The organism is Methylopila musalis, assembly GCF_042679725.1.
GTDB lineage: Bacteria > Pseudomonadota > Alphaproteobacteria > Rhizobiales > Methylopilaceae > Methylopila > Methylopila musalis.
Genome location: NZ_JBHTMX010000009.1, coordinates 20,988 through 40,998 on the forward strand (window position 1 = coordinate 20,988; position 20,011 = coordinate 40,998).

The 20,011-nt window shown below is 68.9% G+C and carries 18 protein-coding genes and 1 tRNA gene; 13 read left to right on the plus strand and 6 right to left on the minus strand.

All coding sequences use genetic code 11. From position 1 onward, the window contains the following. Nucleotides 1–133: 133 nt before the first annotated feature. From ACFQ4O_RS02875 to ACFQ4O_RS02890, 4 genes are all read left to right on the plus strand, one after another. Complete coding sequence (locus tag ACFQ4O_RS02875; RefSeq protein WP_378774135.1) at nt 134–2,827, plus strand: valine--tRNA ligase; 2,694 nt, start codon at nt 134–136, stop codon at nt 2,825–2,827. Nucleotides 2,828–2,909: 82 nt separating this feature from the next. Continuing rightward, nucleotides 2,910–4,493 carry a glucan biosynthesis protein gene (locus ACFQ4O_RS02880; protein ID WP_378774136.1) on the plus strand — a complete coding sequence of 528 codons (1,584 nt, stop codon included), beginning with the start codon at nt 2,910–2,912 and terminating at the stop codon, nt 4,491–4,493. Nucleotides 4,494–4,792: 299 nt separating this feature from the next. Further along, nucleotides 4,793–5,695 (plus strand): tetratricopeptide repeat protein, encoded by a 903-nt coding sequence (locus ACFQ4O_RS02885; protein ID WP_378774137.1) that lies wholly within the window; start codon nt 4,793–4,795, stop codon nt 5,693–5,695. Between the two features lie 850 nt (nt 5,696–6,545). Then, the gene (locus ACFQ4O_RS02890; RefSeq protein WP_378774138.1) at nt 6,546–7,298 is read left to right on the plus strand and encodes a helix-turn-helix transcriptional regulator; all 753 of its coding nucleotides are present in this window, start codon (nt 6,546–6,548) and stop codon (nt 7,296–7,298) included. A 107-nt stretch (nt 7,299–7,405) separates the two neighbouring features. On the opposite strand, the gene ACFQ4O_RS02895 is transcribed toward ACFQ4O_RS02890, so the two are convergent. The 5 genes from ACFQ4O_RS02895 to ACFQ4O_RS02915 all read right to left on the minus strand — a co-directional run bounded on the left by ACFQ4O_RS02895 (nt 7,406) and on the right by ACFQ4O_RS02915 (nt 12,222). Beyond that, nucleotides 7,406–8,116 (minus strand): ABC transporter ATP-binding protein, encoded by a 711-nt coding sequence (locus tag ACFQ4O_RS02895; protein ID WP_378774139.1) that lies wholly within the window; start codon nt 8,114–8,116, stop codon nt 7,406–7,408. Beyond that, nucleotides 8,116–8,832, minus strand: a complete 717-nt coding sequence (locus ACFQ4O_RS02900) for an ABC transporter ATP-binding protein (protein WP_378774140.1) — start codon at nt 8,830–8,832, stop codon at nt 8,116–8,118. The genes ACFQ4O_RS02895 and ACFQ4O_RS02900 overlap by 1 nt, the downstream gene beginning before the upstream one ends. After that, on the minus strand, nt 8,829–9,953 hold the full coding sequence (locus ACFQ4O_RS02905; protein ID WP_378774141.1) for a branched-chain amino acid ABC transporter permease: 1,125 nt from the start codon (nt 9,951–9,953) through the stop codon (nt 8,829–8,831). Before ACFQ4O_RS02905 ends, ACFQ4O_RS02900 begins: the two co-directional genes overlap by 4 nt. A 6-nt stretch (nt 9,954–9,959) precedes the next feature. After that, on the minus strand, nt 9,960–10,850 hold the full coding sequence (locus ACFQ4O_RS02910) for an ABC transporter permease subunit (RefSeq protein WP_378774142.1): 891 nt from the start codon (nt 10,848–10,850) through the stop codon (nt 9,960–9,962). 88 nt (nt 10,851–10,938) lie between these two features. After that, entirely contained in the window at nt 10,939–12,222 is a 1,284-nt protein-coding gene (locus ACFQ4O_RS02915; protein ID WP_378774143.1) for an ABC transporter substrate-binding protein, read from the minus strand. A gap of 269 nt (nt 12,223–12,491) precedes the next feature. Between ACFQ4O_RS02915 and ACFQ4O_RS02920 the strand changes: the two genes are divergently transcribed. From ACFQ4O_RS02920 to ACFQ4O_RS02955, 8 genes are all read left to right on the plus strand, one after another. Further along, nucleotides 12,492–13,043: a HupE/UreJ family protein gene (locus ACFQ4O_RS02920; RefSeq protein ID WP_378774144.1), complete on the plus strand. Its 552-nt coding sequence runs from the start codon at nt 12,492–12,494 to the stop codon at nt 13,041–13,043. A gap of 112 nt (nt 13,044–13,155) precedes the next feature. Next, nucleotides 13,156–13,467, plus strand: coding sequence for an urease subunit gamma (locus ACFQ4O_RS02925; RefSeq protein ID WP_378774145.1), 312 nt, complete (start codon nt 13,156–13,158; stop codon nt 13,465–13,467). Between the two features lie 43 nt (nt 13,468–13,510). Continuing rightward, nucleotides 13,511–14,011, plus strand: a complete 501-nt coding sequence (locus ACFQ4O_RS02930; RefSeq protein WP_378774146.1) for an urease subunit beta — start codon at nt 13,511–13,513, stop codon at nt 14,009–14,011. 31 nt (nt 14,012–14,042) lie between these two features. Further along, entirely contained in the window at nt 14,043–15,755 is a 1,713-nt protein-coding gene (gene ureC, locus ACFQ4O_RS02935; RefSeq protein WP_378774147.1) for an urease subunit alpha, read from the plus strand. Nucleotides 15,756–15,763: 8 nt separating this feature from the next. Next, a complete protein-coding gene (locus ACFQ4O_RS02940) occupies nt 15,764–16,303 on the plus strand; it encodes an urease accessory protein UreE (protein ID WP_378774148.1) in 540 nt (179 codons plus the stop codon). Then, complete coding sequence (locus tag ACFQ4O_RS02945; protein WP_378774149.1) at nt 16,248–17,024, plus strand: urease accessory protein UreF; 777 nt, start codon at nt 16,248–16,250, stop codon at nt 17,022–17,024. Before ACFQ4O_RS02940 ends, ACFQ4O_RS02945 begins: the two co-directional genes overlap by 56 nt. 31 nt (nt 17,025–17,055) lie before the next feature. Beyond that, the gene (ureG, locus tag ACFQ4O_RS02950) at nt 17,056–17,670 is read left to right on the plus strand and encodes an urease accessory protein UreG (protein WP_378774150.1); all 615 of its coding nucleotides are present in this window, start codon (nt 17,056–17,058) and stop codon (nt 17,668–17,670) included. After that, a complete protein-coding gene (locus ACFQ4O_RS02955) occupies nt 17,670–18,524 on the plus strand; it encodes an urease accessory protein UreD (RefSeq protein ID WP_378774153.1) in 855 nt (284 codons plus the stop codon). Before ureG ends, ACFQ4O_RS02955 begins: the two co-directional genes overlap by 1 nt. Before the next feature lie 100 nt (nt 18,525–18,624). Here the strand turns inward: ACFQ4O_RS02955 and ACFQ4O_RS02960 are convergent. Further along, a tRNA-Arg gene (locus ACFQ4O_RS02960) sits at nt 18,625–18,701 on the minus strand. A gap of 232 nt (nt 18,702–18,933) precedes the next feature. Between ACFQ4O_RS02960 and ACFQ4O_RS02965 the strand changes: the two genes are divergently transcribed. Next, nucleotides 18,934–19,821 (plus strand): cation diffusion facilitator family transporter, encoded by an 888-nt coding sequence (locus ACFQ4O_RS02965; protein WP_378774151.1) that lies wholly within the window; start codon nt 18,934–18,936, stop codon nt 19,819–19,821. Nucleotides 19,822–20,011 lie beyond the last annotated feature (190 nt).

A 20,011-nucleotide genomic window follows, 5' to 3' on the forward strand; every position in this document is an offset into this window, starting at 1 on the left:
CTCCCCGCCTCGCCTCGCCCCGCTTTCCCCGCCGCCGGATTTGACACCCGGCGCGCCGCTGCGCTTCAAGACCGCACGATCCCGTTCGCGGCGGACACAACGCCGGCGCGACCCGCACGTCCGAAGGCACGCCATGCTCGACAAGACCTACGCCCCCGCCGACATCGAAGCCCGCATCGGCGCGCGCTGGGAGGAGGTGGACGCCTTCCGCGCCGGCGCCGGCGCGGAACCGGGCGCGGAACCCTACTGCATCGTCATCCCGCCGCCGAACGTCACCGGCTCGCTGCACATCGGCCACGCGCTGAACAACACGCTGCAGGACGTGCTGGCCCGCTTCGAGCGCATGCGCGGCAAGGACGTGCTGTGGCAGCCCGGCATGGACCACGCCGGCATCGCCACCCAGATGGTGGTGGAGCGCCAGCTCGCCGAGCGCCAGCAGCCCGGCCGGCGCGACATGGGCCGCGAGAAGTTCGTCGAGCGCGTGTGGGAGTGGAAGGCCGAATCCGGCGGCATGATCTTCAAGCAGCTGAAGCGCCTCGGCGCCTCCTGCGACTGGTCGCGCGAGCGCTTCACCATGGACGAGGGCCTGTCCCGCGCCGTGGTCCAGCTGTTCGTGCGCCTGCACAAGGACGGCCTGATCTACCGCGACAAGCGGCTGGTGAACTGGGACCCGAAGCTGCTGACCGCCATCTCGGACATCGAGGTGCAGTCGGTGGAGGTGAAGGGCCATCTCTGGCACCTGCGCTACCCGGTCGAGGGCTCGGACGAATCCATCGTCGTCGCCACCACGCGGCCCGAGACCATGCTGGGCGACGCGGCGGTCGCCGTGCATCCGGACGACGAGCGCTATACGCATCTGATCGGCAAGCATGTGCTGCTGCCGCTGGTCGGCCGCCGCATCCCGATCGTCGCCGACAGCTATTCGGACCCGGAGAAGGGCACCGGCGCGGTGAAGATCACGCCCGCGCACGACTTCAACGACTTCGAGGTCGGCAAGCGCCACGGCCTGAAGCTCATCAACATCCTCACCCCAGACGGCGCGGTGACGCTCGCCGGCAACGAAGACTTCCTCGACGGCGCCGCGCCCGACGCCGAGACGCTGGCGCTCGACGGGCTCGACCGCGCCGAGGCCCGCAAGCGCGTCGTCGCGCTGCTGGAGGAGCGCGGCCTTCTCGTGGAGATCGAGCCGCACGTCCATCAGGTGCCGCACGGCGACCGTTCGGGCGTGGTGATCGAGCCCTATCTCACCGACCAGTGGTACGTGGACGCCGCGAAGCTCGCGGTGGACGCCATGGCCGCCGTGCGCGACGGCCGCACCCGCTTCATCCCGGAGAACTGGTCCAAGACCTATTTCGAGTGGATGGAGAACATCCAGCCCTGGTGCGTCTCGCGCCAGCTCTGGTGGGGCCACCGCATTCCGGCCTGGTTCGGGCCGGACGGCGCGATCTTCGTGGAGGAGACCGAGGCGGAGGCGCTCGCCGCCGCCGAGGCGCGCTACGGCGCCCCGACCTCGCTGACCCGCGACGAGGACGTGCTCGACACCTGGTTCTCCTCGGCGCTCTGGCCGTTCTCCACCATGGGCTGGCCGGACGAGACCCCGGAGCTCGCGAAATACTACCCGAACGCCGCGCTGGTGACGGGCTTCGACATCATCTTCTTCTGGGTCGCCCGCATGATGATGATGGGCCTCTATGTGATGAAGGAGGTGCCGTTCCGCGACGTGTACATCCACGCCCTCGTCCGCGACGAGAAGGGCGCCAAGATGTCCAAGTCCAAGGGCAACGTCATCGACCCGATCGAGCTGGTGGACGCCTACGGCGCCGACGCGCTGCGCTTCACCCTCGCCGCCATGGCGGCGCAGGGGCGTGACATCAAGCTGGCGCGCGCCCGCGTCGAAGGCTACCGCAACTTCGCGACCAAGCTCTGGAACGCCTCGCGCTTCGCGGAGATGAACGGCTGCGCGCCCGCCGCCGGATTCGACCCGGCCACGGTGAAGGCCACGCTGAACCGCTGGATCCTCGGCGAGGCCGAGAAGGCGCAGGCGGAGGTGACCGCGGCGCTCGAGGCCTACCGCTTCGACGCGGCGGCGGCCGCCGTCTACCGCTTCGTCTGGAATGTGGTGTGTGACTGGTATCTGGAGCTCGCCAAACCCGTGCTGCAGGGCGAGGACCAGGGGCCGGACGCCGCCGAGACCCGCGCCGCGGTCGCCTATGTGCTCGACCTGTCGGTCACGCTGCTGCACCCGTTCATGCCCTTCGTGACCGAGGAGCTGTGGGCGTCCCGCGCCGGCCCCGCCGGCCGGGCCAACGTGCTGGCGCTCACCCGCTGGCCGTCGCTGAAGGGGCTCGGCGACGCCGGCTCGGAGGCCGAGATCGGCTGGCTGGTGGAACTCGTCACCGAGCTGCGCTCGGCGCGCGCCGAAATGGGCGTGCCGGCCTCCGCCACGTTGCCGCTTGTGCTGGTGGAGGCGGACGCGGACCTGCGCGCCCGCGCCGAACGCGCGGCCCCGACGCTCGCCCGCATCGCCCGCGTGTCCGGCGTCACCTTCGCCGACACGGCGCCCAAGGGGGCGATCCAGCTTCTGGTGCGCGGCCAGATCGTGGCCGTGCCGCTGGAAGGCGTGGTCGACATCGCCGCCGAGAAGGACCGCCTCTCCAAGGAGCGCGCCAAGGCCGAGGGCGAGATCAAGCGCATCGACGGCAAGCTCGCCAACGAGAGCTTCGTCGCCCGCGCGCCCGAGGACGTGGTGGAGGGCGAGCGTGAGAAGCGCGCCGACTACGCCGCCCGTCTCGCCAAGATCGAGGCCGCGCTGCGCCAGCTCGGCTGACATGTGACGACGGCGGCGTCTGTCGCGCCGCCGTCTCCGCCCTATGTCCCGCCGGGGCGAACTTCCTGTGAGGCGAACATCCATGCTGACCCGTCGCGACGCCGTCGTTCTGCTCGGCGCGGGAGCCGGCGCGCTCACGAGCGCCAACGCCTCCGCCCAGACCCCGCCCACGCCGCCCCCGGCGCCGGCGCCGGGACCGCGCGTGTTCGACCACGGCGTCGTCATCGAGCGCGCCCGAAGGCTTGCGGCCGAGCCCTTCGCCGAGCCGAAGGCGGAGCTGCCCCAGTCGCTGAAGGACATGGGCTTCGACGGCTACCGCGACGTGCGCTTCAAGCGCGACCGGGCCTATTTCGCCAAGGGCGGCAGCGGCTTCAGCATGGAGCTGTTCCACCTCGGCTTCCTCTACCAGCAGCCGGTGGTGGTGAACCTGGTGCGCGAGGGCGTGCCGGCCCCGATCCCGTATGATTCAGGCCTGTTCGACTTCGGCGGCAACAAGGCCCCCGGCCGCCTGCCGATCGATCTCGGCTTCGCCGGCTTCCGGCTGCACTACCCGCTGAACAAGCCGTCGGTGTCGGACGAGCTCGCGGTGTTCCTCGGCGCGAGCTATTTCCGCTTCCTCGGCGCCGGCCAGCATTACGGCATCTCCGCCCGCGGCGTCGCCATCGGCACCGGCGAGGACGCGCCCGAGGAGTTCCCGCTCTTCCGCGAGTTCTGGGTGGAGGAGCCGGGCGCGACCGCGACCGAGATCGTCGTCCACGCGCTGCTGGACGGCCCCTCGCTCACCGGCGCCTACCGCATGGTGATCAGCCCCGGTCTGGAGACCACCGTGGACGTGGGCTCCACGCTGTTCCCGCGCGCCGCCATTCCGAAGCTTGGCGTCGCGGCGCTGACCTCCATGTTCCAGTACGGCGAGAACGACCGCCGCCAGTATCGCGGCTTTCGGCCTGAGGTGCACGATTCCGACGGGCTGCTGGTGCACGGCGCCAATGGCGAATGGCTGTGGCGGCCGCTGATCAACCCGGAGCGGCTGGAGAAGACGCCGTTCGCGCAATCGGCCGCGCGCGGCTTCGGCCTGCTGCAGCGCGACCGGCTGTTCGAGCACTATCAGGACCTTGAAGTGCGCTACGATCTGCGCCCGAGCTATTGGATCGAGCCCCAGGGCGACTGGGGGCCGGGCCGGGTGGAGCTGGTGGAGATCCCGACCGACCACGAGACCTTCGACAACGTGGTCGCCTACTGGGTGCCGGACGCTCCCGCGGAGCCGGGCGCGACGCTGCGCTTCTCCTACCGCATCCGCTCCCTGAAGCTCGCGGAGCGGCTGTCGCCGGGCGGCCGGGCGCTGCACACCTTCGTCACCGATCCCCGCGCCTCGGGCGACCCCTCCGCCGCGCCGGAGAACGTGCGCCGCTTCATCGTGGACTTCGCCGGCGGCGACCTCGCCTATTGGCTGGACGACCCGCGCAAGGTGGTCACCGAGACCAGCGCCAGCACCGGCAAGATCAACGCCGCCTTCGTGGTGCCGAACCCGGAGATCGGCGGTTTCCGCCTGTTCCTCGACCACGAGATCGAGCAGCCGGGCGAGCACGCCGTGGTGCGCGCGGTGCTGAAGGCGGGCGCGAAGACGCTGACGGAAACCTGGCTGTTCCCTTGGCGCCGGGCCGGTTGAGCCCGCGTTCCTGAATGTGACATGAACGACACAGACGCGTCCCCCCATATGGCGCGCCATACGGGGGGTGCAGCTTCGCCGCCGTCTCGCCACAAAGCGACATCACCCCTAAGTCTAACCTGCTGAAGTCACTGCGTATCTTGGTTAATGCCGATCCGGGGGGATCGGGGCGTTCCGTCAGCGGGTCGCGAGTGGTCCCAAACCGTCGGCGTCGATCGTGACGCAGGCGAAAGATCCCGCCACAGGAACGTCGGCAGGGCGCCTCAATGGGGGCGCCAGGCCAGCGCATAAGCGGGACCATGGACGCGAGAGCACTCGACATTGGGAGACGGACGGGCCGGCCCGCGGCGCCCGTATCGTCGCGCCCGCACCGCTCCCTGGTCCGCCGCGCCCTGCGGCGGGGGATCGGCCTGTCCCGCACGCTTTTCGCCGCCACGCTCGCGCTGACCTGCGCCTGCGCCGCGGCCCGCGCCTTTGAGGGCGCCGGGAGCGGCTCCAAGTCCGAGCCCTCCCCGTTCGAGCAGTTCCAGACTGGCGCCCGCGCCTACATCGCCGGCGACAAGGCGAGCGCCCTTACCTCGCTGATCGACGCCGCCAAGCGCGGCCACGCCATGGCCCAGTGGAAGCTCGGCCGCATGTACGCCGAAGGCGACGGCGTGGAGCGGGACCAGCTCAAGGCCTTCGACTATTTCAGCCAGATCGCCAACGCCCACGCCGACGACGCGCCGGACACGGTGCAGGCCCGCTTCGTGGCCAACGCCTTCGTGGCGCTCGGCAACTATTATCTCGACGGCATCCCCGACAGCCCGGTCGGCCCCAACGCCACCCGCGCCCGCGAGATGTTCTCCTACGCCGCGTCCTACTTCGGCGACCCCGACGCCCAGTACAATCTGGCCCGCATGTATCTCGACGCCCAGGGCGTGAAGAAGGACGTGCGGCAGGCGGCCCGCTGGCTCGGCCTCGCCGCCAACAAGGGCCAGCGCGAGGCCCAGGCCGTGCTCGGCCACATGCTGTTCAACGGCGCGGAGGTGCCCCGCCAGCCGGCCCGCGGCCTGATGTGGCTGACGCTCGCCCGCGAGGCCGCGAGCGACGCCGACGCGTGGATCGTCCAGCTCTACGACGACGCCATGACCAAGGCCTCCCCCGAGGAACGCGCCTCCGCCGCCAACTACGTCACCGCCTGGAGCAGCGACCGCGGCTGACCGCGACGGCGTGTTCGCGCCGCGCTCCCAAAATTGAGATGGGCCGGCGCACGAACCCGAGTCTTGAGACCGGACGATTTTTTTCGGAACAGATACGAACCTCTGAATCACAGTCCTTGAGATCGAAATTTTCGCGTGGTGGGACAAGACTCAAATCCATTACGTTTTAGCAGCTCTCGCCCTCGAGCCCTGCTCTTAGCCGTCGATATCCTTCGAGCCCTGATCAAGCGGCGATGTCTTAGACCCGGAAAGCTCTGAGCCAGAGGAGGGCTGAGGCGAGCCGGATGACGGCCACGAACGTTCCTTGCAAGTCTTGTCGGAACGCGTCGCCATGCGTTGGAAACGCTCGATCTCGCTGAAGAAGCGTCGGCCAAAATTGCGTCGGCTGCAAAGCGCCGACGCTGCTTTGGGTGGCAAGATGCGCTTCACCCACGTCACGTCATGGCGCGAATAGAAGACGGTCGGACCGCTGCTCGGGCGCTGGAAGCGCATCCTCAGACGCGACCGGCTGCGCCTCCGAGCACCGTGCGGGGCCGGTGATCAGTTCCGGCGCTCCGCCCGCCCATGAAACCTTCCTGAGTTCGCCACGCCGTTCCTCATCCCCGCCTGAAAACCGACAGGCGCGCTCGCCGCGGGCAATGATCGGTTCGGGGCGTCGGCGGCGCCGTCCAGCAACGGACCGGCTCGCCACACGCGGCCGAAAGCAAAGCTCATGGCTGCCCCGCCCAATATGGACGAACTCGGGCGCGATTACTGGCGCGGAGCTTGCATTGGAATTGGGAGCCCACCCCGCGCGCCGGATCGCCGTCCGCTAAGGTTTTGAGCATCGCTTTGATGGGACGGAGGAACCATGAGCTTCCCGCCACAGACGATAAGCCAGTCGTTCCGATCGCGCATCAGCCGCGCCGAAGACTTCGCATCCGCGCTCGATTGCCTCATGGAGATCACGTCGGATCTTGGATTCACGCAGGTTCTCTACGCCTATATGCCGCGGGCGCCGCGTCTTCCGAACGGCGACTGGCTTCCTCTCAAGCTGAACGTCCGGAACTTCCCGGACCACTGGGAGGACGAGTGGCGCCAGTTCATGCGCGTCGATCCGTACTATCGTGCATGCTTTGACGGCACGATGCCGCTTGACTGGTCGGAGGTGCAGGAGCGCCCCAACCTGTCCGCGCAGCAGAAAGCCGCATGCGGCTATCTCAACGATCTGGGATTGTCCCGCGGCATCACGGTGCCGGTGCATCTGCCGACCGGACGGTTCGCGGTCGTGAGCGCGATCACGGATCGCAGCGGCGCCAACTGGACCAACGTTCAGGCGACCGCGCGCGACCCGCTGCACTGGCTGACCCACGCCTTCACCCAGTTCGTGCTGGAGCGCGGATTCGAGGACCAGATCGAGACCGCCGCGTCCGTCCAGCTGACGCCCCGTGAAATCGAGTGCCTGCGCTGGGCGTCGGCCGGCAAGACCTCGGCCGACACGGCGATCATCATCGGGCGTTCGGTGGAGACCGTGCGGCTGCACATGAAGAACGCCATCCGGAAGCTCGACGCCTGCAACCGCGCGCAGGCGGTCGCCGCCGCGATCCAGATGGGCGTGATCTGACAGGCTGTCTGGAACGTCGTGGGTGGCGTGATGCCTGGGCGTATCTCGGGCGCGACGAGAGCTTCAATCGCGCGCTGCGACGATGTCCGAACCGCCTCTGAGAGCGGTCAGATCGCAAGATGCCGCGCGGCCGCCTCGGGGTCGTCGAGCTCGTCCGGCCGGATCTCGCCCACCACCACGCCCTTGTCCATGACGAGGCATCGGTCGGCGACGGCCCGGATCAGCGCGAGGTTCTGCTCGACGATCAGGACCGTGAGCCGCTCCTCCTCGCGCAGGCGCCGGATGATCCGCCCGATCTCCTGAACGATGTTCGGCTGAACGCCTTCGGAGGGCTCGTCGAGCAGGATGATGTCCGGCCGGCCCGCCAGGACGCGGCCGATCGCGAGCTGCTGCTGCTCGCCCCCGCTCATGGAGCCGGCGGCCTGCGACAGACGCTTCTTCAGCACGGGAAAGAACCCGAACACGCGCTCGAAATCCGGCGCCGGCGCGCCGCCGACCCGGACGCCGAGCGCGAGGTTTTCGGCCACCGACATGCGGGCGAACACCTCGCGGCCCTGCGGCACGTAGCCGACGCCGAGCCGGGCGCGGCGCACCCCGTCGAGCCGCGTGATGTCGACGCCGCGGAAGCCGATCGAGCCCGCCATCGCCGGCAGTTCGCCGATGACGGTCTTCATCAGCGTGGTCTTGCCGACGCCGTTGCGTCCGATCACCGCGACGATCTCGCCGGTCGCGACGGAGAGAGACACGTCGTTCACCACCGGCGCGCGGCCATAGCCCGAGCGCACCGAGGAGAGCGACAGCTGCGGGGTCCCGGCCATCATGCGGTTCCGAGATAGATGCGGCGGACGTCCGCGTTGGCGGCGATCTCATCGAACGCGCCTTGGGCGAAGAGCCGCCCGTAATGCAGGACGCTGGTGCGCGCGTTGAGGCTGCGGATGAACGCCATGTCGTGCTCGATCACGATGATGGTCATGCCCTGCCCGTTCAGCTCGCGGATGAGGTCGGCGGTCTTCACGGTCTCGTCCGCCGACAGGCCGGCGGCCGGTTCGTCGAGCAGCAGCACGTCCGGCTCGGCCGCGATCGACAGGCCGATGGAGAGCCACTGCTGCTGGCCATGCGAAAGCCGCCGCACCTCCACGTCCTCAAGGCCCGCCAGCCCGACCTTCGCGAGCACCGCCGAGGCGCGTTCGGGGATGGCCGCCTTCGGATGGTTGCGCCGGAGCGGCACGAACAGGTTCTGGAGCGCGGTCAGCTCGCCGAAGGCGCTGATGTTCTGGAACTTGACCGACAGGCCGAGCCGCGCGCGCCGGAACGCCGGCAGCCGCGTGACGTCCTGTCCCTTGTAGACCACGGAGCCCGAGGTCGGGCGCTCGACGCCGATCAGGGTCTTGAAGAAGGTGCTCTTGCCGGCGCCGTTTGGCCCGACGACGCAGTGCACCTCGCCGGCCTCCACCTCGAGCGACAGGCCGTTCAGGGCGTGCACGCCGCCATAGACCTTGTGCACGTCCCGGACCGAGAGGATCGCGCCGCTCATCGGGCCGCCTCCAGCCGGGCCGCGACCGCGGCGTCGCGCTTCGGGCGCTTGCGGCCGGCGATCCTGCCGATCCACGCGCCGAGCGTCGCCGCGACGCCTTCGGGCGCCGCGAGCATCGCCGCGACCAGAATGGCCCCGAGCGCAAGCAGCGAAATCTCGCCCCAGGCCGACAGCTCGATCGAGATCCAGCTCAGCGCCAGCGTGCTGACGACGGTCGACGTGAGGTCCCTGCGGCCGCCGACCGCGACCCAGATCACCACGAGGATGTTGGGCGCGACGCTGAAGCCGTCGGGGTGGATGTACGTGCCCCAGGCCGTGTAAAGCGCGCCCGCGAAGCCCGCGAGCGCGGCCGACAGGCAGAACACGCCGAGCTGCACCAGCCGGACGTCGTAGCCGAAGGTCTCGACGCGCCGCTCGTCCTCGCGCACTGCGACCAGAAGGTAGCCGAAGCTCGAATTCACGAGCCCGCGCAGGCCGAGATAGATCGCGACGCCGATCCCGAGAACGAGCCAGTAGAAGTTCCGGCCGCGCCCGTCGATCTCGATCGCGTGGCCGAGCACACCCAGCGTGAGGCTCGGCAGCGACGGATCGTTCGCTGTGGCGGGCCCGAGCCCATTCATGCCGCCGAGATAGGCCCCGCCGATGGTGTAAGACGGATCGGCGGTCTGGCGCATGAACAGACCGAGCAGCAGCGAGACCACCAGCATCAGGATCGCCACATAGACGCCCTTCAGCCGGCTGTAGAACATCAGCCCGCCGACGACGGCCGCGAAGGCCGCCGGAACCAGCGCGCCGGCGACGAGCGCGAGATTGGTGTCGCCCATGCGCTCGATCAGGTTGATGCCGACGACGCCGTAGGCGTAGCCGCCGATGCCGAAGAACGCCGCCTGGCCGAGGCTCAGGATGCCGCAATAGCCCCAGATCAGGCAGAGGCTGAGCGCGAGGATCGACGAGATGAGGAAGTTGCTCGCGGTCAGCACCTCGTAGCGGGAGGCGAAGAACGGCAGGGCGACGAGAAGCGCGACGGCGATCCCCCAGGCGCTCCAGAACAAGCGCGAATTGCCGAGCGTCTGCGGTCCGTTCAGCGACGAGACGGCGCGGGTGAGAAACGATCCGGTCATGGCGGTTCAGCGCTCCATCGCGCGGGCGCGCCGGCGCTCGACGAAGTCCGAGATTCCGGACGGCATCAGCAGCAGGGCGACGAAGGCCGCCGCCATCATGGAGACGTAGCCGACATAGACGTTGAAGACGTTCGAGGCGATCGTCTGGACGCCCGCGAGGCTGAGCGAGGCGTAGATCAGGCCGAGGATCGCGTTGGCGCTGCCGCCCATCACAACGGTGATGAAGGCCATCGGCGTGTAGGTCTGGCCGAAGAACGGCGAGATGGCCGCGGTCTGGGCGAACATGGCGCCCGCGATTCCGCCCAGCGCCGATCCGATCGCGAAGGTCGCGGTGTAGATGCGCTGGGTGTCGACGCCGAGCGCCGCGGCCATGCGCGGGTTCTCCATGGCGGCGCGCGCGGCGACGCCGAAGGCGGTGTAGCGGAACAGCGCCCAGACGCCGACGATCAGGCCGATCGCGACCGCGAACAGCACCATCCGGTAGGTTCCGAACGAGAAGCCGCCGACCGAGAAGCTGCCGAACGGCGTCGGCAGGTTCTGGATCGAGGGCCCGAGCAGCAGAAGCGTGCCCTGGCTGATGATGAGGCTCAGGCCCCAGGTCACCACCAGCGACGACAGCAGCTTGTTGTAGAAGCGCCGGACCACGAGGCGCTCCATGACGACGCCCGCGAGCCCCGCGCCGAGGCCGGCGGCCGCGATCGCGACCGGCGCCGGGGCGCCGGCGTGGAAGGCGCCGGCCGCCACATAGGCTCCGATCATCATCAGCTCCCCGTGCGCCATGTTGATGACGCCCATCATCCCGTAGATCAGCACGAGACCCGCCGCCGCAAGCAGCAGGAAGGCGGTGTTGTCGAGATACTGGTAGCCCCAGCTGACGATCTGGCCGGTGAATTCCATGTGGGTCCCCGCGATGCGGATGCCGGGCGTTTCGCCCGCGTGAAAGGCTCCCGCGCCGGGGATGGCGCGGGAGCCCCGTGACGTCGCGTCAGTTCGAGGTCGGCGCGAAGAACTTCTTCCAGGCCGGGTTGTCCGGCGGCAGGAACTGGCGGTTCGGCGCCTTCTTGCGCATGTCGACGCCGATCTCGGTGAGGAAGGTCGGCTCGTTGACCCCAAGCTCGGAGACGAGCTTCAGCGTGTGATCGTCATTGACCTTGAACAGGTAGGTCGGCATCGCGGCGTGATGCTGCAATCCGCGCAGGGTCCAGGGACCGCCGGGCGCGTCCGGGATCGAGATGTCGCTCTCGAGCGCCGCGATGGTCTTTTCCGTGTCGGTGGTGCCGGCCTTCTTCCAGGCCTCCGCCATCGCCTTGACGGCGACATAGCCGAAGGCGGCGTGCTCGTTGACATAGGCGACGTTCGGGAACATCGCGCGGATCTTGGCCGAGAACGCCTTGCTGGCCTCGCCCGGCACGTCCTCGATGTAGCCCGGCGGCACGAAGATGTTGGCGAGCGACGGCGGCGCGAAGCGCTTGTGCTCGTAGCCGTCGGAGATCGTCACGTTGGACCACACCGGCGTCTTGAGGCCGGCGGCCTGGGCCTGCGGGTAGAACTGCACCTGATCGGCGCCCACCAGGCAATGGACCTGGAAGTCGGGCTTGATCCCCTTGATCTTGTCGATCGTCGCCTGCCACTGCGAGACGCCGAAGGGGAAGTACTCGTCCATCTCGATCTTTCCGCCGGCGAGACCGGCGGCGACGCGGACCCACTGACCGATCGCGCGGCAGAAGTTGTAGTCCGCGCCGATGAAGGTCATGCGCGGGCCGATGTTCTCGACCATGTACTTGATCGCCGGCAGCACCTGCTGCTCGGGCGTCGGGCCGGCGAAGAACGAGTAGCGGTCGGCGATGCCGCCTTCGCCCTGGTTGTTGTGCCAGTAGATCGTCTTGTTGCGGACGACCTCCTTGCGGGCCGCCTCGCGCTCGGCGCCGGTGTAGCCGGCCATGACCACGTTGGCCTCGTTCTCGAACACGCAGCGCTGCGCGAGCTCCTGGTAGCGCTTCACGTCCGACTGGCCGTCATACTGGATGAGGTCGATCAGCTTCTTGGCGCCGTCGACCTCGACGCCGCCGGCGTCGTTGATCTCCTTGACCGCGAGCTTGTAGCCGTAGGTCTTGGGCGTCGACATGATCGAGAAGTCGCCCGACAGATCGTCGATCGCGCAGACCGTGATCTTGTCCTTGGCCATCGCGGGACCCGCGAACGCCGCGCCGCCGAGCAGCGCGACCGCGAGGAGCGACGATGACAGGCCTCGTCGTGTGGAATGCTTCATCACCGCTCTCCTAGATATTTAGGCTAGACAATCGCCGCGGAAGCGTAGCAAGGCGGTTTTGGAGCTTCACGCTACCCAAAAGGGGAGGATGCCAGTCAGCCGGCGACGAGCTTCACTTTCGGCCAACCGGCGGGTCGTCCTATGGACCGAAGCCCCGCCCGGAACGTCTAGCTGAACGGCTGCGCCAAGCCTCGCTGCGTGCTCCCGTTCGCTCCTTTTGGGCTGGAGGCCGTGACATGAAGAAAGCTTTGCTCGGCGTCGGTTTGACGATGCTCCCGACGGCCGCGTTCGCCCATGTGGGCGGCCATGTGGACGGGTTCGCGCACGGGTTCGAGCATCCGGTCGGCGGCGCCGACCATGTGCTGGCCATGGTCGCGGTCGGCGTTCTGGCGGCGCAGCTCGGCGGCCGTGCGCTGTGGGCGACCCCGCTCGCCTTCATGGGCATGATGACCGTGGGCGGCGCGCTCGGCATGGCCGGGGTCGACGTCCCCTTCGTGGAGCTTGGGATCGGCCTTTCGGTGCTGGCGCTCGGCCTCGTGCTCGCCTTCGGGATCGGCCTGTCGTCGGTCGCAGCCGCCGCGATGGTCGGCTTCTTCGCGATCTTCCACGGCCACGCCCACGGCGCGGAGATGCCGGGCGCCGCGAACGCGCTCTCCTATGGCCTCGGCTTCCTGCTGGCGACCGGCCTGCTGCATCTGGCGGGCGTCGGCCTCGGACGGGCCGCCCGCGGCCTCGCGCCGACCGTGCGGCCGACGCTGTTCCGGCTTGCGGGCGGCGCCTTCGCGATCGCCGGCGCCGCGATCCTGACCGGCGCGGCCTGACGACGCCGGCCCCGGAGCGCGGATCGTCCGCCGATCCGGGGCCGTCCATCTCTCTCATTCCCAATCCGTCCGCCCCGCGCGGCTCCCGCCCCAGAAGCAGGACACGGAGACCATGCATCTCACGCTCCGCGAAGAAGAACGCATCCAGATCTGGGCCGCCGCCGAAATGGCGCGCCGGAGGCTCGAGAAGGGCGTCGCCCTCAACTACCCCGAAGCGATCGCCGTCATCAGCGATGAAATCCTGGAGCGCGCCCGGGAAGGCGTGATCCCGATGCTGACCGACATGATGGAGTATGGCGCGACCATCCTGCAGCGGAAGCACGTGATGGTGGGCGTGCCCGAGATGCTCACGATCCTGCAGGTCGAGGCGCTGTTCCCCGACGGCACGAAGCTCGTGACCGTCATGAACCCCATCCGCGACTGAGCCGGCGCATCCCCGCCCCAACCCGACACATCCGGAGAGCGACATGGCCGCCAACTGGACCCGCCCGCCCCTGCCGACGTCGATCACGCCCTCCGAGGCGTTCGAGGTGGGAACGCCCGAGAACGTCGGCGTGATCGACTTCGCCGAGGGCGACATCGAGATCAACGCCGGCCGCCGCACCATCGAGCTCGTGATGGTGAACACCGGCGACCGCCCGATCCAGATCGGCGCGCACTATCACGTCGCCGAATGCAACCGCGCGATGGCGTTCGACCGCGAGGCCGCCTTCGGCATGCGGCTCGACATCGCGAGCGGCACCGCGGTGCGCTTCGAGCCGGGGCAGAGCCGGAAGGTGCAGCTCACCACCTATGTGGGCCGCGAAGTCGCCTACGGCATGAACAACATGACCAACGGCACCGTCCGCTCCGAGATCATCAAGGATCTGACGATGCAGAAGCTGAAAGCCCACGGCTACTGCTTCGAGGGCGAGCGCTTCAAGACCCGCAAGCGGCCCGACGACCGCTTCACGTCCGACAAGTCGTGACGTCCGCAACGCCAGCCCGGATCAGACCCTCATGAGCATCAAGATCAGCCGGCCGGAATACGCGGCTCAGTACGGCCCCACCACGGGCGACAAGATCCACCTCGCCGACACCGGCCTCGTGGCCGAGATCGAGCACGACTACACGACCTACGGCGACGAGCTCGTGTTCGGCGGCGGCAAGACCATCCGCGACGGCATGGGCCAGGCCTCGAAGTGGAAGGCCCGGGACGGCGCGCTCGACCTCGTCGTCACCAACGCCGTCATCATCGATCCGGTGCTCGGCGTCGTGAAGGGCGACATCGGCATCAAGGACGGGCTGATCGTGGGCGTCGGCAAGTCCGGCAATCCGGACGTGATGAACATCACGCCCGGCCTGATCGTCTCGCCGAACACCGACATCCTGTCGGTCGAGGGTATGATCGTCACGCCCGGCTTCGTCGACATCCACCCGCATTTCGACAGCGTGCAGCAGCTGTTCGAGTACCAGAACTCCGGCTTCACCACGGTGATCGGCGGCGGCTCGGGGCCAAAGACCGTCGGCATCGAATGCCCCGGCGTGTTCAACCTGCACCGCATGCTGGAGGCGATGGCGGACATTCCGCTGAACTTCGGCAACTTCGGCAAGGGCAACGCCGCCACCAAGGGCGCGCTGGAGGAGCAGGTCATCCTCGGCGGCGCGACGGGCCTGAAGATCCACGAGGACTGGTCGTCCTCGCCGGCCTCGATCGAGACCTGCATGGACCTCGCCGACGAGCTCGACTTCCAGGTGCAGGTCCACGCCGACACCCTGAACGAGACCGGCTACTACGAGGACACGCTCGCCGCCATCAACGGCCGCGTCATGCACATCTACCACGCCGAAGGCGCGGGCGGCGGCAACGCCCCCGACATCATGCGCTGCGTGATGGAGCCGAACTGCCTGCCGAGCTCCACGAACCCGACCAATCCGTTCTCGATCAACACCTATGACGAAGAAATCGACATGCTGATCACATGTCACAATCTCAACAAGTCGGTGCCGACCGACATGGCCTTCATCCAGGGCCGCGCCCGCGCCGAAACCATGCGGGCGGAGGATGTTCTGCACGACCTCGGCGCGATCTCGATGATCGGCTCGGACAGCCAGGGCGTCGGCCGCGCCGCCGAGAGCGCCCAGCGCGCCTTCCAGCTCGCCGCCGTCAACAAGATGCGGTTCGGCCGGCTGCCGGAGGACGGGATCGGCAACGACAACTACCGCATCCGCCGCTACCTCTCGAAGGTCACCATCAATCCGGCGATCACCTTCGGCGTCGACAAGTATGTCGGCTCGATCGCGCCGGGCAAGCTGGCGGACCTCGTGTTCTGGCGGCCGAAGATGTTCATCGCCAAGCCTGAGACCACCGTGAAGGGCGGCTTCATCACCCATGCGGTGATGGGCGATCCCGCCGGCTCTCTGATGACCTGCCAGCCGCTCAAGTACCGCCCGCAATACGGCTCGCTCGGCGCCAACCCGGCGCGGCTCAGCTACTCGTTCGTGACGCAGGCCGCGATCGACGCCGGGCTCGACACGCGGCTGCGGACCCACCAGACGCTGATGCCGGTGAGGGGCACCCGCACGATCTCGAAGCGCGACATGTACCTCAACAACTACATGCCCAACATCGAGATCGATCCGGAGACCTACAACGTCTACATCGACGGCGCGCGCGTGACTGTGAAGCCGGCGAAGACGCTGCCCCTGACCCAGCTCTACTACTTCCGCTGAGGCGCCCGATGACGGTCGTCACACAGCTCGCGGCGCCGCTCGACAGCGGCCCATTCCCCGAAATCGTCGACGAGCTTCCGCTCACCTCCGAGGAGCGCGCCAGCGCGCATTTCTCGGCGCACACGACCGGCGGGCGCCACATGCGGGTGTCGCTGCCGCGCGGGTTCGAGCTTCAGGACGGCGACGTTCTGCTGCGGGAGGGCCCGACCGCCGTGGTGGTGCGCGCCGCCGACGAGCGCCTGCTCTGGCTGACCCCGCGGAGCGACGCCATCGCCTGGAGCGCCGCCTGCTACCAGCTCGGCAATCTGCACCGGCCGGCGCGGTTTCTCGAGGGCGGCGTGCTCACGCCCTACGACCCGATGGCGCTCCAGATGCTGCGCGGCCTCGACGTCTCGATCGAGGAAACCTCGCGGCCCTTCGTCGGGCGCCGCTTCGGGGCCGCAGGCGCGCATCACCATCACGCCCCCTCCCACGAAGGCCACCCTCACCACCATGACGACGGCCACCATCACCACCCGCATGGCGCGGCGTCCGCCCGCCGGGGATAAGGCGGCGGCCGCCGCCTTCCGGCCGAAAGGCAACGGCGGCGACCGGCTGCTCGCGCTGCTCCAGCTCACCAACGCCTCGTTTCCGACCGGCGCCTTCACCCATTCCTGCGGCTTCGAGACCTGGATCTACGACGGGGTGGTGACCGACTGGCGGGAGGCCGAGCGCCGCTGCCGCGACTGGCTGCGCCACGGCATCGCGACCTGCGACGCGGTCGCGGTCGTCCAGTCCTACCGCGCGGCGCTCGACGGCGACGCCGAGACGCTCGTGGACCTCGACGTCCGGCTCGGCGCGCTGAAGCTCGCGCGGGAGACCCGAGCGGCCTCGGTGATGACCGGCAAGGCGCTGCTCGCGGCCTGCCGCGACATCTTCGAACTCGAAGGCATGCGGCGCTATCAGGCGATGATGTCCGAGGGTCGTTGCGAGGGCCATCACGCGGTCATCTACGGCGTCGCGGGCGCGGGCCTCGCGCTCGGCGAGACGGAGACCGTCACGAGCTATCTCTGGAGCGGCTTCTCGAACCTCGTCGCGGTCGCGCAGCGGCTGACGCCGCTCGGACAGGTCGACGCCCAGCGCATCATCACCGCCGCAGGTCCCCTGATCGACGAGTGCGTGGCGATCGCCCGCACCCGGACGCCGGACCGCATGTGCTCGACCTACGCGGCGCTCGACGCCGCCGCCATGCGGCACGAGCGGCTGGCGACACGGCTTTGCATCTCGTGACCCCGGACAGCAGAAGGCAAGGAGGCGCATCATGAGAAAGCCGCTCCGCATCGGCATCGGCGGCCCTGTGGGCTCCGGAAAGACGGCTCTGCTGGTTCAGCTCTGCCGCGCCATGGGGCCGCATCGCTCCATCGCGGTCATCACCAACGACATCTTCACCCGGGAGGACGCCGACTTCGTCGTGAAAAGCGGCGCGATCGACCCGTCCCGCGTCGTCGGGGTGGAGACCGGCGGCTGCCCCCACACCGCGATCCGCGAGGACGTGTCCATGAACATGGTGGCGGTCGAGGGGCTCGTGAGCCGCTTTCCCGACCTCGAGATCATCTTCATCGAAAGCGGCGGCGACAATCTCGCGGCGACCTTCAGCCCGGAGCTCGCCGACAGCCACATCTACGTCATCGACGTCGGCGAGGGCGAGAAGATCCCGCGCAAGGGCGGACCCGGCATCACACGGTCGCCGCTGCTGATCATCAACAAGATCGACATCGCCCAGTATGTGGGCTCCGACCTCGACGTGATGGACCGGGACGCGGCCCGCATGCGGCCGGGCAAGCCCTACATCTTCACGGACATGAAGCGCGGGGTCGGCCTCTCCGACGTGGTCGCCTGGATCGAGCGCGACGTGCTGTTCGAGGAGGCCGCGTGATGAAGGTCGTCCTGCCCCAGCCCGACTGGATCGTCGGCAAGCACGCGCTGATGAACCTCCACGCCGTGCTCCGCAACGGACGCACCGAGGTCGATCCGCGCTCGTGGCGCATCCCCTATCAGTGGCAGGGCTGCCACTACCAGGACGCCGACGACCAGCCGTTCCTGCTGCTGATCAACAGCGGCGGCGGCTTCGTGGAGGGCGACGTCGCCGAGCTGCACGGCACGATCGAGGACGGGGCCCGGGCGCTCATCACCACGACGGCGGCGAGCAAGTTCTACAAGTGCCCCGAGGGCGGGACTTCGCGCGAGCTGGTGGACATCACGGTCGGGGCCGGGTCGCTGCTGGAATACTGCCCGGACGAGTCGATCCCCTTCGCCCGCTCGCGGGTGGAACGGCGCACCCGCATCGCGCTCGAACCGACCTCCCGCCTGTTCGCCACCGACGTGATCGCGGCCGGCCGCGTTCATTACGGCGACGGCGAAGCCTTCGCGTTCGACGGCCTGTTCTCGGAGTTCGAGGTGACGGTCGCTGGCGCGCCGGTGCTGACCGACCGCCTCATCTGCGAGGGGGAGGAGGTCGGCGCGCTTCGACGCCTCTGGGACGGCGCGACGCATTCGGCGACCGTGATCCTGCACGCGCCCGATCTGCCCGACGGCATCGAGGAGGAGATCGAGGCGGCGCTTCCCGGCGACCGCGTCATCGCGTCGGGGGCGACGCGCAACGGAAACGCCGTCATCGCCCGCATCCTCACAAGCGAAGCCTGGGGCTGCCACGACGCCATCTTTCGCGCCTGGGCCGTCGCCAGACCCGTCATCGCCGGCAAGGCGGCGCGCCCGATACGGAAGTGCTGATCGCCCGGCCGAACACGGGACGCATCGGAAGCAACTGTCCCGGACCCGGCTCCCAAACCTTGTGAAAAGACGTTTAAAAACAACGCCTTACGCGCCGCCCTGGCCTCCCGGAAGGGATTCGAACCCCTGACCTACGGTTTAGGAAACCGTTGCTCTATCCTGCTGAGCTACCGGGAGGCGTGGCGTCGGCGGCCGGCACGCGGGCGCGTGGCGCCCGCTTCCGCTTTATGCGCCAAGGCGGGGAGCTCGATCAAGCGATAAGCGGATGCCGGACGCTGAGGCTGCGGGCCGGCGCGGCGGCCTTCTGCATGCGCTTCGCAGTGGCGAAGATAGGCGTTGAAGCGCCGCGTTCCGACGTCTAATCGCAGCGCCTGACGCCTCCCCCCAAGGCGACATGCGGAACGCTTCGATGGACACCACCCAGAAAATCGCCCTCGGCAGCATCGTCGTGGGCGTCGCCGTGCTGGCGCTCAAGTCGGTCGCCTATCTGCTCACCGGCTCGGTCGCGCTCTATTCGGACGCGGCCGAGAGCGTGGTGAACGTGGCCGCCGCCATCGGCGCCTTCGTGGCCGTGCGCGTCTCCGCCACGCCGCCCGATCGCAACCATCCCTACGGCCACCACAAGGCCGAGTACGTCTCGGCGGTGGTCGAGGGCGCGCTGATCATCGTCGCCGCCGGCGCGATCCTCAACGAGGCGTGGAACGCGTTCCAGAACCCGCGGACGTTCGAGCTCACGCCGCTCGGCCTCGCCGCCAGCCTCGCGGCGAGCGCGATCAACGCGGCTTGGTGCCTGCTGCTGCTGCGCCGCGGCCGGGCGCTGCGCTCGCCAGCCCTCGTCGCGGACGGCAAGCATCTCCTGTCCGACGTGGTGTCCTCCGTCGGCGTGCTGATCGGCATCGCGGCGGCGCTGTTCTTCCGCCAGCCGTGGCTCGATCCGGCGATCGCCTGCGTGGTCGCGGTCAACGTGCTGTGGTCGGGCGCGCAGCTGGTGCGCTCGTCGGTCGGCGGGCTGATGGACGAGGCGGCCCACGACGACACGGTTGAGCGCATCAAGGCGGTGATCGCCGCCAACGCGGACGGGGCGATCGAGGCCCACGACCTGCGCACCCGGCAGGCGGGGCGGCTGACCTTCGTGGACTTCCATCTGGTCGTGTCCGGCGACATGCGCGTCACCGACGCCCACGACATCTGCGACCGGGTGGAGCGCGCGCCCCACGCCGAGGACGCCGACATGATCGTCACCATCCATGTGGAGCCGGACAACAAGGCCAAACACGCCGGCATCGTGGTGTTGTGAACCGGGGTTAACCACGCGTCCACCCGACCCGGCCGATCATGGCCGGGTGAAAGCCTCGGTCCCCTCCCCCGCGCCACGCCGCCGGAGCGTCGCGGCGCTGCTGATCGCCTGCGCGCCCTTCCCCGCCGCCGCGGCCGCCCCCTGCCGGCTGGAGACGGCGGCGGAGACGGTGACGGCTCTGCGCGCGCTC

Excerpts from the sequence above, each read along its gene's own strand:
- ACFQ4O_RS02875 (WP_378774135.1), top strand. The coding sequence starts at position 134 with ATGCTCGACAAGACCTACGCCCCCGCCGACATCGAAGCCCGCATCGGC.
- ACFQ4O_RS02880 (WP_378774136.1), top strand. The coding sequence starts at position 2,910 with ATGCTGACCCGTCGCGACGCCGTCGTTCTGCTCGGCGCGGGAGCCGGC.
- ACFQ4O_RS02885 (WP_378774137.1), top strand. The coding sequence starts at position 4,793 with ATGGACGCGAGAGCACTCGACATTGGGAGACGGACGGGCCGGCCCGCG.
- ACFQ4O_RS02890 (WP_378774138.1), top strand. The coding sequence starts at position 6,546 with ATGAGCTTCCCGCCACAGACGATAAGCCAGTCGTTCCGATCGCGCATC.
- ACFQ4O_RS02895 (WP_378774139.1), bottom strand. The coding sequence starts at position 8,116 with ATGGCCGGGACCCCGCAGCTGTCGCTCTCCTCGGTGCGCTCGGGCTAT.
- ACFQ4O_RS02900 (WP_378774140.1), bottom strand. The coding sequence starts at position 8,832 with ATGAGCGGCGCGATCCTCTCGGTCCGGGACGTGCACAAGGTCTATGGC.
- ACFQ4O_RS02905 (WP_378774141.1), bottom strand. The coding sequence starts at position 9,953 with ATGACCGGATCGTTTCTCACCCGCGCCGTCTCGTCGCTGAACGGACCG.
- ACFQ4O_RS02910 (WP_378774142.1), bottom strand. The coding sequence starts at position 10,850 with ATGGAATTCACCGGCCAGATCGTCAGCTGGGGCTACCAGTATCTCGAC.
- ACFQ4O_RS02915 (WP_378774143.1), bottom strand. The coding sequence starts at position 12,222 with ATGAAGCATTCCACACGACGAGGCCTGTCATCGTCGCTCCTCGCGGTC.
- ACFQ4O_RS02920 (WP_378774144.1), top strand. The coding sequence starts at position 12,492 with ATGCTCCCGACGGCCGCGTTCGCCCATGTGGGCGGCCATGTGGACGGG.
- ACFQ4O_RS02925 (WP_378774145.1), top strand. The coding sequence starts at position 13,156 with ATGCATCTCACGCTCCGCGAAGAAGAACGCATCCAGATCTGGGCCGCC.
- ACFQ4O_RS02930 (WP_378774146.1), top strand. The coding sequence starts at position 13,511 with ATGGCCGCCAACTGGACCCGCCCGCCCCTGCCGACGTCGATCACGCCC.
- ureC (WP_378774147.1), top strand. The coding sequence starts at position 14,043 with ATGAGCATCAAGATCAGCCGGCCGGAATACGCGGCTCAGTACGGCCCC.
- ACFQ4O_RS02940 (WP_378774148.1), top strand. The coding sequence starts at position 15,764 with ATGACGGTCGTCACACAGCTCGCGGCGCCGCTCGACAGCGGCCCATTC.
- ACFQ4O_RS02945 (WP_378774149.1), top strand. The coding sequence starts at position 16,248 with ATGACGACGGCCACCATCACCACCCGCATGGCGCGGCGTCCGCCCGCC.
- ureG (WP_378774150.1), top strand. The coding sequence starts at position 17,056 with ATGAGAAAGCCGCTCCGCATCGGCATCGGCGGCCCTGTGGGCTCCGGA.
- ACFQ4O_RS02955 (WP_378774153.1), top strand. The coding sequence starts at position 17,670 with ATGAAGGTCGTCCTGCCCCAGCCCGACTGGATCGTCGGCAAGCACGCG.
- ACFQ4O_RS02965 (WP_378774151.1), top strand. The coding sequence starts at position 18,934 with ATGGACACCACCCAGAAAATCGCCCTCGGCAGCATCGTCGTGGGCGTC.